Source organism: Sphingomonas sp. CFBP 13720, assembly GCF_014842075.1.
Taxonomy (GTDB): domain Bacteria; phylum Pseudomonadota; class Alphaproteobacteria; order Sphingomonadales; family Sphingomonadaceae; genus Sphingomonas.
The window spans coordinates 390,395-403,383 of sequence record NZ_JACYVA010000002.1; the positions used below are offsets into that span (position 1 = coordinate 390,395).

Annotated in this window: 10 protein-coding genes and 1 tRNA gene; 7 read left to right on the forward strand and 4 right to left on the reverse strand. The window is 67.6% G+C overall.

Going from position 1 to position 12,989, the window contains the following annotated elements:
• Positions 1 to 51 precede the first annotated feature (51 nt).
• Both IFT55_RS07000 and lepA read right to left on the reverse strand, forming a co-directional pair.
• A complete protein-coding gene (locus IFT55_RS07000) occupies positions 52 to 399 on the reverse strand; it encodes a phasin family protein (RefSeq protein WP_249403643.1) in 348 nt (115 codons plus the stop codon).
• A gap of 620 nt (positions 400 to 1,019) precedes the next feature.
• Positions 1,020 to 2,828 carry a translation elongation factor 4 gene (lepA, locus tag IFT55_RS07005; RefSeq protein ID WP_192090405.1) on the reverse strand — a complete coding sequence of 603 codons (1,809 nt, stop codon included), beginning with the start codon at positions 2,826 to 2,828 and terminating at the stop codon, positions 1,020 to 1,022.
• A 164-nt stretch (positions 2,829 to 2,992) separates the two neighbouring features.
• On the opposite strand from lepA, the gene IFT55_RS07010 reads away from it, so the two are divergent.
• The 3 genes from IFT55_RS07010 (at position 2,993) to IFT55_RS07020 (ending at position 4,697) form a co-directional block, all read left to right on the forward strand.
• Positions 2,993 to 3,069: transfer RNA gene (locus tag IFT55_RS07010), tRNA-Pro, on the forward strand.
• A gap of 149 nt (positions 3,070 to 3,218) precedes the next feature.
• The gene (locus IFT55_RS07015) at positions 3,219 to 3,467 is read left to right on the forward strand and encodes a hypothetical protein (RefSeq protein ID WP_192090407.1); all 249 of its coding nucleotides are present in this window, start codon (positions 3,219 to 3,221) and stop codon (positions 3,465 to 3,467) included.
• Positions 3,468 to 3,563: 96 nt separating this feature from the next.
• Positions 3,564 to 4,697 carry an extracellular catalytic domain type 1 short-chain-length polyhydroxyalkanoate depolymerase gene (locus tag IFT55_RS07020; RefSeq protein ID WP_192090409.1) on the forward strand — a complete coding sequence of 378 codons (1,134 nt, stop codon included), beginning with the start codon at positions 3,564 to 3,566 and terminating at the stop codon, positions 4,695 to 4,697.
• Between the two features lie 29 nt (positions 4,698 to 4,726).
• Here the strand turns inward: IFT55_RS07020 and dapF are convergent, their stop codons facing one another.
• A complete protein-coding gene (gene dapF, locus IFT55_RS07025) occupies positions 4,727 to 5,677 on the reverse strand; it encodes a diaminopimelate epimerase (RefSeq protein WP_192090411.1) in 951 nt (316 codons plus the stop codon).
• A 417-nt stretch (positions 5,678 to 6,094) separates the two neighbouring features.
• Here dapF and IFT55_RS07030 point away from each other — a divergent pair, with 417 nt between their 5' ends.
• A complete protein-coding gene (locus IFT55_RS07030; protein ID WP_192090413.1) occupies positions 6,095 to 8,590 on the forward strand; it encodes a DUF2339 domain-containing protein in 2,496 nt (831 codons plus the stop codon).
• On the opposite strand, the gene IFT55_RS07035 is transcribed toward IFT55_RS07030, so the two are convergent.
• Positions 8,544 to 9,005 carry a DUF6456 domain-containing protein gene (locus IFT55_RS07035; protein WP_192090415.1) on the reverse strand — a complete coding sequence of 154 codons (462 nt, stop codon included), beginning with the start codon at positions 9,003 to 9,005 and terminating at the stop codon, positions 8,544 to 8,546. The genes IFT55_RS07030 and IFT55_RS07035 overlap by 47 nt on opposite strands.
• A 94-nt stretch (positions 9,006 to 9,099) precedes the next feature.
• On the opposite strand from IFT55_RS07035, the gene IFT55_RS07040 reads away from it, so the two are divergent.
• The 3 genes from IFT55_RS07040 (at position 9,100) to IFT55_RS07050 (ending at position 12,938) form a co-directional block, all read left to right on the forward strand.
• Positions 9,100 to 9,663: a helix-turn-helix domain-containing protein gene (locus IFT55_RS07040; RefSeq protein ID WP_192090417.1), complete on the forward strand. Its 564-nt coding sequence runs from the start codon at positions 9,100 to 9,102 to the stop codon at positions 9,661 to 9,663.
• Between the two features lie 60 nt (positions 9,664 to 9,723).
• A complete protein-coding gene (gene ptsP, locus IFT55_RS07045; RefSeq protein WP_192090419.1) occupies positions 9,724 to 12,000 on the forward strand; it encodes a phosphoenolpyruvate--protein phosphotransferase in 2,277 nt (758 codons plus the stop codon).
• A 101-nt stretch (positions 12,001 to 12,101) separates the two neighbouring features.
• Positions 12,102 to 12,938 (forward strand): helix-turn-helix domain-containing protein, encoded by an 837-nt coding sequence (locus IFT55_RS07050; RefSeq protein WP_192090421.1) that lies wholly within the window; start codon positions 12,102 to 12,104, stop codon positions 12,936 to 12,938.
• The last annotated feature ends 51 nt before the right edge of the window (positions 12,939 to 12,989 follow it).

Consider the following 12,989-nt stretch of genomic DNA (forward strand, 5'->3'; position numbering starts at 1 on the left):
CGGGACCGGACCGCCCGCCGGGTCGGCAGGCGCGTCCGCCCCGTCAGCGGGTCACTTGCCGCCGGTCATCTGTCCAACGGCGTTGCGTCCGAACTCCGCGATCAATTCGCCGATCTCGCGCGCCTGCGCCATCGACCGGTTACCCTGTTCGCGCAGATATTCGGACTGGATGCGCATCACATCGTTCAGGTCGCTTGCCTGCGCGGCGGCGCGCATCGCGCGGAATGCTTCCTGCGTATTCGCTTCCGCCTGCGTCAGAACCTTCAGCCCCAGTTGCGATCCCTGGCCGGCAATCGCGCTGCCCGCCGCCTGCATCCGCTCGCCGGCCGCACGCATCGATGCGCTGGCGGTATCGGCATCGAAGCCGGGCATTCCGTTGTTCGGGGTCTGGTCGGCCATGGGCTGTTCCTCCTGCTGGCGCGCCGGTCGTCGGCGGGCATGCAAATGCGACGTTCGAAGATCGGGTTTGTTCCGGACCGTTTCGGGGACGTGTGATTCGCGCATTTGTCCGCAAAACGTGCTTCCGTGCAGCAAGCCCCGCCCTGTCCGGCAGGGCGCGAAAATAATTTACGCGTCGGATCGGACGGGATAGCCATGCCGCGACTGCGAAGGAATCCCGCGCATATCCGTATCGTTTAAGGACAAACCTATGTTGCAAGGCAGCATGCAGGGAACCAATCCGCATATGCGGTTCGGCCTTGGCAATTAACGATCACACATATTCGAAAACAGGGTTTGCAATTGTCTTCTTTTGGAACAATCATGGGTCCAACAAGAAGACAGGAGTAGAGGATGCACAGAACTTATTCCGGCCGTACCGCAATCGCGTCCTGGGTCGGGCTCGGCGCGATTGGTTGGGCAGGGGTGGCTCTGGTCGTCCAGCTCGTCATCAATGTCGTTGCCTGAACGCCACTAACCGGCGCAAGCACGATACAACGGAGTCTGCGACCCCTGCGCAGGCTCCGTTTTCGTTGGGGGCACGTTCGGCCCGACGACGAAGCGCCGACCGATCCGATCGATCAGGCGTCGTCACCCATTCTGAGCGCGGCGATGAAGGCTTCCTGCGGGATGCTGACCGATCCGTATTCGCGCATCTTCGCCTTCCCCTTCTTCTGCTTGTCCAGCAGCTTGCGCTTGCGGGTCGCGTCGCCGCCATAGCATTTCGCGGTCACGTCCTTGCGCATCGCGCTGATCGTCTCGCGCGCGATCACCTTGCCGCCGATCGCCGCCTGGATCGGAATCTTGAACAGGTGGCGGGGGATGAGTTCCTTCAACCGTTCGACCATGCCGCGTCCACGGACTTCGGCGGTGCCGCGGTGGACGATCATGCTCAGCGCGTCGACCGGCTCCTCGTTGACCAGGATGCTCATCTTGACCAGATCGCCCTCGCGATATCCGATCTGGGTGTAATCGAAGCTGGCATAGCCCTTCGACAGCGATTTCAGCCGGTCGTAAAAGTCGAACACCACTTCGTTGAGCGGCAGTTCATAGGTCGCCTGCGCGCGCCCGCCGACATAGGTCAGGTTCTGCTGGATGCCGCGCCGGTCCTGACACAGTTTCAGGATCGACCCGAGATATTCGTCGGGGACATAGATGGTGGCGTTGATCCACGGTTCGCTGATCGTCTTGATCTTGTTGACGTCGGGCATGTCGGCCGGGTTGTGAAGCTCGATCTGCGTGACCCCCGCCGGATCGGGATGCGCCAACTCGATCTGGTACACCACCGACGGCGCGGTGGTGATGAGGTCGAGGTCGTATTCGCGGGTCAGCCGCTCCTGAATGATTTCCAGATGCAGCAGACCGAGGAACCCGCAGCGGAAGCCGAAGCCGAGCGCCGCCGAACTTTCCATCTCGAACGTGAAGCTGGCATCGTTCAATCGCAGCTTGCTGATCGATTCGCGCAGCTTGTCGAATTCGGCGGCGTCGACCGGGAACAGGCCGCAGAACACCACCGACTGCACTTCCTTGAACCCCGGCAGCGCCTCGGCGGTCGGACGCTTGGCATCGGTGATCGTGTCGCCGACCATCGTCTGCGCCACTTCCTTGATCTGCGCGGTGATGAAGCCGATCTCGCCGGGACCCAGGTCGGGCAACTGCTCGATCTTCGGCCGGAACGCGCCGACCCGGTCGACCAGATGCGTCGTGTCGGCATTCATGAACTTGATCTGCTGACCCTTGCGGATCGATCCGTCGATCACCCGGATCAGGATGACGACGCCCAGATACGGATCGTACCAGCTATCGACCAGCATCGCCTTCAACGGTGCGGCCGCGTCGCCTTTCGGCGGCGGGATATGCGCGACGATCGCGTCGAGGATCTCGTCGATGCCGATCCCCGACTTGGCCGACGCCAGCACCGCGTTGGTGGTGTCCAGCCCGATCAGATCCTCGATCTCGGTCTTTACCCGTTCCGGTTCGGCGGCGGGCAGGTCGATCTTGTTGATGACGGGAATGATTTCGTGATCGTGCTCGATCGACTGATAGACGTTGGCCAGCGTCTGCGCCTCCACACCCTGCGCCGCGTCGACGACCAGCAGCGCGCCTTCGCACGCCGCCAGCGATCGCGACACTTCATAGGCGAAGTCGACATGGCCCGGCGTATCCATCAGGTTCAGGACATGGCCCTTCCATTCGAGGCGCACCGTCTGCGCCTTGATGGTGATGCCGCGTTCCTTTTCGATATCCATGTTGTCGAGCACCTGTGCCGACATTTCCCGTTCGGCGAGGCCGCCGGTCCGCTGGATCAGCCGGTCGGCAAGCGTCGACTTGCCATGGTCGATATGGGCGATGATCGAGAAGTTGCGCAGTTTGTCGAGCGGAGTGGCCACGGTCACACAATCGGTAAGGGGAATGGGTCGTCCGCGCCCTAGCAGCTTCCCCGCCAAAGCCAAACAGCCGCGCGTTAAATCGCGCTTGCGGACCCCGGACACCCCCGCTATAGGCGCGCCTCCAAGCTTGCCGGCCGGCCGTTGACGGTCCGCCGGAACTCCGTCGGGGAGTAGCTCAGCCTGGTAGAGCACTGCCTTCGGGAGGCAGGGGCCGGAGGTTCGAATCCTCTCTCCCCGACCATTGGATACAATCGATCAATTACGCCGAACAGGCGCCCCCCCAAAGTCTTAGATACAGATGTAACGGATCGCCTCGAACCGGAACAATCGTGCTGAAAAAGCGGTATTACCAACGATAAAACGTTGTGCTAGCGCGATAGTCAGAAAATCATGCGCGAACTTGTTACCACCATTCATCGTCTGACAGGCGAAACTCCGGGCCGGATCGTGTCGTCCGGCCAGACCGCAGGGCTGGGACCTGCCGGTACGGTGTGGTTCGAGATCCAGCGACTTTCCGACGGTACGTGGCTCTATTCGACCGATCGCTTCTACCGCCCCCGGTTCGAACCCCCGCCGCAACCCGCCACCACGGTTTCCGAACCCCATGGCCGGCGCGAACCCGCTGCAGGAAACCGATAACTCGATCAAGCGGACTATTGTGCACCGCAACATAAACGCCATATCTTCGGCTTGAGGACGTCCCCGCCCGCGACGTCGCAGAAGAAGGCGCCGAACATGCGGCCGATTTCCGATACCATTGCCCGCCTGTCGCGCATGCAGATGCCGCAGGGCAGCATACAATCCGTTCCCGACCGGCTGGCCGACCTGCCCGGTGTCGCGCGTAATCCCGGCGCACTGCGCGCGCGGATCTATGTACCGGCGGATCTGGCTCCCGGTGCCGCGCTGGTCGTGGCGCTTCATGGCTGTACCCAGACTGCGGCGGGATACGACCATGGCACCGGCTGGTCCGCACTGGCCGATCGCGAAGGCTTTGCGGTGCTGTTTCCTGAGCAGCAACGGTCGAACAACGCCAACCTGTGCTTCAACTGGTTCGAATCCGCCGATATCGCGCGCACCGGCGGCGAGGCGGAATCGATCGCGGCAATGATCGACGCGGCGATCGCGGCGCATGGCATCGATCCCGCACGGGTGTTCGTGACAGGCTTGTCGGCAGGCGGCGCGATGGCGGCGGTGATGCTGGCGACATGGCCCGACAAGCTGGCGGGCGGCGCGATCATCGGCGGGCTTCCCTATGGCGGCGCGACCGGCGTGCCGCAGGCGCTCGACCGGATGCGCGGCGCGGGCGCACCGGGCGATGCCGCCGCCGCCGCCACGGCTCGCGCAGCCGGCGCGGGCGCGACGGGGCGGCCGCGCGTGTCCGTATGGCACGGGACGGCCGACACCACGGTCGTCGTCGCCAATCTGGATCGGCTGATCGGCCAGTGGCGCGGCGTTCATGGGCTGCCCGACGCGCCCACCGCGACGCGGTCCGGGACCGGCTGGGAACATCGCAGCTGGGATGCCGATGGCGTCACGCTGGTTGAGGAATGGCGCATCGCCGGCATGGGGCATGGCGTGCCGATCGATCCCGGCGCGACCGACGGTGTCGGGGCGGCGGGACCGTTCATGCTCGACGTCGGCCTGTCGAGCACCCATGCCATCGCGGCGTCGTGGGGACTGACCGGCGAAGCGGCGTCGACGCCCCGCGCCGAACCGGCGGCGGCGGCCGCGACCACCACGACCGAACCGACCCTCGCGCCCCGCCCCGCCCGCCGGCTGGAACCCGTCGTCGAAACGGTGCCGACGGAAACGCCGGGCGTGCAGCAGACGATCGAACGCGCGCTGCGAGCCGCCGGCCTGATGCGCTGATCGCGCTTGGGCGGCGTCGTTGGCGGGACCTACAGCCCCGCGAGCATCGCCGCCCATGCCGCGACTTCCGCGTCGCGCCGACCGGCGATGGTCAGACTTCCGGTTGTTCCGGTGGCCGGATCGATCTCCACCGCGCCGTCCCATTCGAAGGTCGCGTTGCCTGCGATCGTGACGATGCCGTCCGCATCCGCCCGCGCGCGCACCATACCGCCGCGGTTGAACACACGCGTCGCTACGCCCCATCCGATCCGTCCGGTGCGTGCCGCCGCATGTGTCGATGCCGCCATCGCGCTACCGCAACTGTCGGTCAGGCCGACGCCGCGTTCATAGGTGCGGACGAACAGCGCGGGGGCGTGTCCGCGTTCGCGCAGTTCGACGAAGCTGACATTGGCGCGACCGGGGATCAACGCGGGTGCCGCTTCGCACCAGTCGCCCAGCGCGACCAGTTCGGCATCATCGACCGCGTCGACGAACGTCACGAGATGCGGGTTGGGCATCGCCACCGCCGTAAACGTCCGCTCAGTCGGCAATCCGGGTATCCTCGCATCGACATAGGGCGCATCGCCGACCGTCAGCCCGACATCGCGCGGCGTCAGCGACACCGGCCCGACGCGCGTCTCGATCGTCGTCACCCCCGGCGCGATCTGCGCCACAATGCGCGCCTGCGCGTCGCTCTGTTTCAGTTGCACCGACGCCGCGTCGCACGCCTGCCGTTCGAACCCCAGCCGCGCGGTACAGCGCAATCCGTTCAGACACGTCTCCGCCTCCGATCCGTCGGGATTGAACATCCGCATGCCGAACGCATGCCCGGCATTGCCCGCCGTCAGCAGCAACAGCCCATCCCCGCCGATATCGCCCGCCCGGTCGGACAGTGCCCGCGCCACCCGTGCCCATGCGGCGTCGTCGAGCGTGATCGAGCGCGCGTCGATCAACGGGAAATCATTGCCGCTGCCATGACATTTGACGAATTCGAACCGCACGCACCTTCTCCTGCCGGAATGCCGCCCTGTAACGCGCCCGGTCACCAGCGACTAGGCCGGCGACCGATCGAACTGCGCACCCGCGCGAACCAGCGGCGATCGACGTTCACGGGTTTTCTCGCTGCTATCGGCTCCCCGGCCCCGTTCCGCGCCTTCTGCGTGCAAGCAATTTCGAGCGGGCGATTGCCGTTACGGGTCTGGAGTTAGGGTTTAAAAACCTGATGCAGGCCAGGCGCACCGAATGTCGGCCGGTCGGGCGTCCGGCCGATGAACGATCTTCCGCGCTCCGCCATGGTGCGAACGACTGACGACATGACCGCAGCGAAACCCCGTCGACAACAATTCGGCGGTTAACACGCTGCATCCCGCCCGAATCGGCGCGACACCGGTGGCAGGGCTGTGGCAGAAGCCAGCGGCGTGACCGCGCTCCTGTTTTTCGCAACGATCGCACTGGCGATCGCGCTTTCCCGTCTGAAAGGACGGGTGGACGAACTCGAACGGGCGTTGCACGCGGCGACGACATACGCCGAACCGGTCGTGCACGGCATGCCCCCGCACGAACCGCCACTCCCGGTCCCTGTCCCTGTACCCACACCTACACCCCCGCCCGTCCTATCGCGTCCGCCGCTGCACGCCCCGATCGACGTCGCCAAAACCGACGTCCGCGCGCCGGCGCGTCCCCCACTCGATTTCGAATCGCTGGTCGGCGGGCGTCTGCCGATCTGGATCGGCGGACTGGCGCTGGTCATCGGCGGCATTTTCCTTGTCCGGCTGTCGATCGAGGCGGGATGGCTCACGCCGGCGATCCGCACCGCGTTTGCCGCCGTCTTCGCCGCCGCGCTTCTGGCCGGCAGCGAAGTCGCACGGCGATTGCCGGCGACTCGCGACGACGCCCGCGTGGGACAGGTGCTGGCGGGGGCGGGTATCGCGTCGGCCTATGCCACCCTGTATCTGGCGGTCGCGCTCTATCACCTTGCCGGACCGTCGGTCGGGTTCGCCGTGATGCTGGCGATCACCGCGCTGGGCCTGTTTCTCGCGCTGCGCCACGGCCCGCCGACCGCCGTCATGGCGCTGATCGGCGGGTTCGTGGCACCGATGGTTGCGGGATATGATGCCGCCGGGATCGGACCTTTGCTCGGATATCTGGCGGTGTTCGTGGCGGCGTTGCTGGCGCTGGCGATCGTGCGCGGCTGGGCGTGGCTGGCGCTGTCGGCGATGGCGGCAGCGTTCGGTTGGGCGGCGCTGCTCATCGCGCTGTTGCCCGCCGACCGTCTGGGCGGGGTCGGCGTATTCATCGTCGCACTGGGGGTGGCGGGCACGCTCGCCGTGCCACGCGCCGGGGTGTCGCACCCGGTGTTGCGCGGGCTGCCGTTACTGGCGGCGCTGGTCCAGTTGCTGGCGCTGGCCCCGGTCATCGATTTCGACGGCCTGGCGTGGAGCTTCTACCTCGTCCTGTCGGCTGCCGCCCTGTTCCTCGCCTCGCGCGACGCCACGCTGCTGCGCGCGGCGCAGGGGGCCAGCCTGCTCGTCACGCTGCTGGTCGCCGCCGGACTGATCGCGGGCGACAACGCCACGCCGGTCGCGCTACCGGTCGCGATGCTGCTGTTCGCTGGTACGGGCGGCGCGCTGTCGCGACGGGGGCATGGCTGGGCCGTCATCGCGCTGACCGGCGGCGCAGGGCCGTTGCTCGCCGCACAGATCGTCGCGCCCGGATTGCTGGCACCGGCGGGCTGGCTCGCCGCCGATCTGCTGCTGGCCGCCGCCGCCGCCGCGCTGGCATGGATGCACCGGGACCGCAGGGACGACAGCGACGTCGCCCTCGTCGGCGGCGTTGCGGTCGCCGCGCTCGGCGTCGGGCTGGCCGTGGCGGCGGTCGTGCCCCCGGCATGGATCGCGCTCGCCCCGCTGGCGGCTGGCGCGGTGTTGCTCGCTGCCCTGTCGGCAGACTCCGCCGCGATCGGACGGCTGGCCGCGATACCATGGGGGTTGCTCCTCGGGATCGCGGCGGTGCCGTTGTTCGCGATCGGCACGGCGATCGCCGCCTCGGTCACGTTCGATCCCCTGCCATGGCGCTATCTCCCCCCACCGGCACAGACCGCGTGGTCCATCGTCCTGCCCGCCATCGCCGTCCTCGCGGCGGCGATGTGGCGGCGTACATTGTTCGACGCGTTGCGACCGTTCGTCCTGTCGATCCAGACCGTCGTCGCGATCCTCGGCACCTATGCGCTGCTCAAGGTGCCATTGGCGATCGGCACCCCCGACCGGTTCGTGGCACTGGGCTTTATCGAACGCGCGATCCTGACGGATCTGGCGCTGATCGCAGCCTTTCTGTTGTGGCACCGCGTGCGCGCCGTCGCACTGGGGCTGGTGCTGCTCTCGCTTGCGCGGATCGTCTGGTTCGACGCGATAGGACTGAACCCTGCGCTGGTCGCGCAACAGGTCGGATCGCTGCCAGTCCTGAACGCGGCGACGCTGCACCTCGGGCTGGCCGCCGCGATTGTATGGCGGTTGCGGGGACTGCCCCTGCGCCACTGGATCGCCGCCACCCTCACCCTCGCCGCTCTGTTCGCCACCGTCCGGCAGATCGCGCATGGCAGCGTCCTGACCGGCCCGGTCGGCCTCGCCGAAAACTGGGGGTATTCGGCGGCGATGCTGGCACTGGCGATCCTATGGCTGTGGCGCGGCCTTGCCACGGGGGCGGCCGATCTTCGGCGTCTGGGGCTGACGCTGCTGACGCTGACCACGACCAAGGTGTTCATCGTCGATGCGTCAGCGCTGACCGGCGTGTTGCGCATCCTGTCGTTCATGGGGCTGGGTGTCGCATTGATCGCGATCGGCTGGGCCTATCGCCGGTTCATCGCGCCCGTCACGGCAACCGGTAGTGCGTCGCCAACCGGTCCAGCGCCAGCGTAAGCACCAGTCGCCCGGCCCGCGCGGGCCAGCCGAGCGCCTTTTCCGCCGCCGGCAATCCTTCGTTGGCGCATACCGTCCGCCACAAAATGTCCGACAGCCCCGGCCCGACCGCAGCCACCGCCGCGTCGAACCGGGCCTTGGCCGCCAGTTGCCCGCCCGAAGGATCGATCGGCCCGGTCGTGCGACTGCTGCGCGGCCCTTCGTCCCACCGCATCGTCACGCGCGGTCCCAGCGACGCGCGTTCAAAATCGCCGCGCAGCCGCTCGCCCGCATCATATTGCCGGGCATCGACCAGCGCACGCGACCGCAGCCACGCCAGCGGCGATTCGTTCAGGTTGACGCGAACCCGCCGCCGCGCGCCTTCGACCGGGACGATCCGTCCGTCGACCAGTCCACGTTCCACCAGTTCGCGCATGCCGCCACTCCTTCGTCCAGATCGGCGCGGGGTTGCCACGGACGCATGGTTGTAGGAAAGCGGAACAACCAGATAGGTTCGGGAACCGTCGCCCATGATTACCGCCATCCGCGAAGTCCGCCGCGCGCGCCGCCTGACGCTGGAGGAAGTCGCCGCCCGCTGCGCCCCCCCGACCACTGCGCAGACGATCGGCCGACTGGAAACCGGCACGCGGACCGTATCGGTGGCGTGGCTCAACCGCATCGCTGCGGCGCTGGAGGTGGAGGCCGCCGATCTGGTTCGCCTGCCCGACCGGCCCGACATCGCGGTGGCGGCGATCCTCGACGACGGCCGCGTCGTCGCGCCGCATCGCGCCGCCACCGTCGTGCCGCCGCGCGCCGAACCCGAACTGGTCGCGATCACCGTCACCGTCGGCGTCGGCGATTACCGCGCGGGTGATTCGATCTGGTGCCGCCGCGTCCCGCCGGAACGCTTCGCGGCGGCGGTCAATCGCGACATCCTCGTGCCCGCCGGTGCGGGCGGGTTCGTGTTCGGGCGGCTGCTGGCGGCGGGGCACGATGCGTTGCAGCTGCTGCCCCCCGGCGGATCGGCCCGGATGGTCACTACCCCCCGGCCGGCATGGATCGCCGTCGCCGAACGCCTGGTACGGAATCTTTGATTTGTCCCGTCATGCCCGAAGCGTCGTGACGCCCCGCGCTTGGCGTGGTAGCCGGTAACCATGCCCGTCTCGGCCGCCGCCTCCGCCCGCGAAATTCTGACCAACCTTCACGACGTGATGGCGTCGCGAAGTCCGGCGCAGGCCAAACTCAATTCGGTGGTCCAGATCATCGCCGGCGCGCTGGATAGCGAAGTCTGCTCGATCTACCTGCTGCGCGAAGGTGTGCTGGAACTGTTCGCCACGGTCGGGCTGTCGCAGGAAGCGGTCCATGTGACCAAGCTGGCCCCGGGCGAGGGGCTGGTCGGCACGATCGCCGCCAATGTCGAGACGCTGAATCTGGCCGAAGCCGCGACGCATCCCGACTTCGTCTTCCGCCCCGAAACCGGGGAGGAACGCTTCCACAGCTTTGCCGGCGTACCGATCATCCGCCGCGAGCGCGCCGTCGGCGTGCTTGCCGTGCAGCATGCCGATCCACGCCGCTATGCGGATGTCGAGATAGAGGCGTTGCAGACGGTGGCAATGGTGCTGTCCGAACTGATCGCCAATGCCGACCTGATCGACGCGACCGGCGGCACGTCCACCCGGCCACAGGCGACCGGCGCGATGCGCGTCGACGGGTTTCGGCTGGTCGAGGGGATGGCGGCGGGCGTCGCGGTGTTCCATCAGCCGCGCATCACGATCGAACACACCGTGGCGGAAGACGTGGAGGCGGAACGCCACCGCGTCTATGCCGCGTTCGACAAGATGCGCGACCAGATCGAACGCATGTCGAACCAGGCCGAATTCGGCGGCGGCGGCGAACATGACGAGGTGCTCGCGACCTACAAGATGTTCGCCTATGACGAAGGCTGGGGCCGCCGCATCAACGAGGCGATCGACAGCGGGCTGACGGCGGAGGCCGCGATCGAACGCGTGCAGCAACGCACGCGGATGCGGATGCGCGAGATCGCCGATCCGTTGCTGGCCGACCGGATGCACGATCTGGAGGATCTGTCGAACCGGCTGTTGCGGATCGTGTCGGGTCAGATGGGCACTGCCGCGCAACTGGGCCTGCGGCAGGACACCATCCTGCTGGCGCGCAACCTCGGTCCGGCCGAGCTGCTGGAATATGACCGCCGCCGCCTGAAAGGCGTAGTGCTGGAGGAAGGATCGCTGACCGCGCACGTCGTCATCGTCGCGCGGGCGATGGGCGTGCCGGTGCTGGGCCGCGTGCGTGACATCCGCCGGCTGATCGCCGAAGGCGACCGGCTACTGCTCAATTCGTTCGAGGATCTGCTGGTCATCCGCCCGACCGTGGCGATGGAGGAAGCGTTCGAGGCGAAGCTGGCGCTGACCCAAAAGCGCCGTGCCGCGTTCGCCGCGATGAAGGGCGAACCACCGGTGACGCGCGACGGGCACCGGGTGAACATGATGGTCAATGCCGGCCTGCGCGACGATGTCGCCGCGCTCGACCTGACCGGGGCCGACGGCATCGGCCTGTTCCGCACCGAATTCCAGTTTCTGGTTTCCGCCACCCTGCCGCAGCGCGAGCGTCAGCAGCGATTGTACCGCGACGTGCTGGAGGTCGCGGGCGATCGCCCGGTCGTGTTCCGCACCGTCGATATCGGCGGGGACAAGGCGCTGCCCTATCTCGACCATTCGGAAGGGCATGACGAGGAAAACCCGGCGATGGGCTGGCGTGCGCTACGCCTCGCGCTCGGTCGCGAGGGGCTGATGAAGGCGCAGGCCCGCGCGTTGATCGAGGCGGCGGCGGGCCGCACGCTGAACGTCATGTTCCCGATGGTATCCGAACCATGGGAGTTCGAGGAAGCCCGGACCCTGTTCGAGGAACAGCGCGAATGGCTGCGCGGACGGGGCAAGTCGCTGCCGGTCGACATCCGCTATGGCGCGATGCTGGAGGTGCCGGCGCTGGCCGACGTGCTCGATTTCCTGTGGCCGCGCCTCGACTTCCTGTCGATCGGCACCAACGACCTGACGCAGTTCCTGTTCGCCGCCGACCGCGCCGATCCCCGGCTGGCCGTCCGGTATGACTGGCTCAGCCCCGCGATCCTGCGCTTCCTGCGCCGGGTGACGCGCGCGGCGCACGAGGCGGGCAAGCCAGTGGCGGTGTGCGGAGAGATGGGCGGGCGTCCGCTGGAGGCGATGGCGCTGATCGCGCTGGGCATCGACCGGCTGTCGATCACCCCGGCGGCGGTCGGCCCGGTCAAGGCGATGATCCGCTCGCTCGATCGCGGGGCGGCGATGGCGCATATGGACGCGCTGCTGACGCAACCCGCGCGCACGCTGCGCCCCGCGCTGGAGGAATGGGCGCGCGACAACGGCGTCGAACTGGCCTGATAGGATGACCGATCGACGTGCTGCGGCGTTGACACCCGCGTGACGGTAGCGGAAACCGCGACAGGGTCGACGCGGCCGATACCGGCTTGGAAGGGTTTTCGATGAGTGAAGGCGACGGCAACGCGGGGACGCCCCGGACCGCCGGGATGATGCTGCGGTCCGCGCGCGAGGCGCAGGGACTGTCACTGTCCGACATCGGACAGCGGACCCGCATCCCCTTGCGCCATCTCGAAGCGGTCGAGGAAAGCAATTTCCAGTCGCTGCCCTCGATCACCTATTCGATGGGTTTTGGCCGCGCCTATGCCCGCGCGGTCGGGGTCGACGAGACCGAGATCGCACGCGCGCTGCGCGCCGAACTGGCGGTCAGCTATCAGCGGCCCGAACCGTTGCAGGATCTGGAGCCGTTCGACACCCGGCGCGGTCCGTCGACCGGCGTGGTCGCCGCCGCCGCCGCCATCGCGATCCTCATCCTGCTTGCGGTCGGGCTGTGGTTCGGCACGTCGCTGTTCCGCAACGACGAACCGGTGACATCGCCACAGGCGACCGTCGCGGGCGATCTGGGCATGCTGCCGCCCGCCACCCCGACGGGTGCCGCCGCCGTCAGCGCGCCGGTCGCCGCCGCCCCCGCCGGTACGGGCGGACAGGTCACGCTGACCGCGACCGGCCCGGTATGGGTGCGAATCTTCGACGCGTCGGGCACGCTGGTGAACAAGGAAATGGCAGCGGGCGAACGGTACGACGTGCCAATGACCGCGCGCGACCCGCAGATCCGCACCGGTCGCCCCGACCTCATCACCGTCACGCTCAACGGATCGAACGTCCCGCCGCTGGGCACCGCCGAACGCGCGATCACCACCGGGATCAGCGCCGACGTCATCCGCGCGCGCGGCAACGCCACGCCGACCCCGGCACCGTCGTCCGCCGCATCCGCGCAATGACGGGTTCAGGTGGACGGCGGTACGCCATGTCCATGATTCACAGTATCGCAC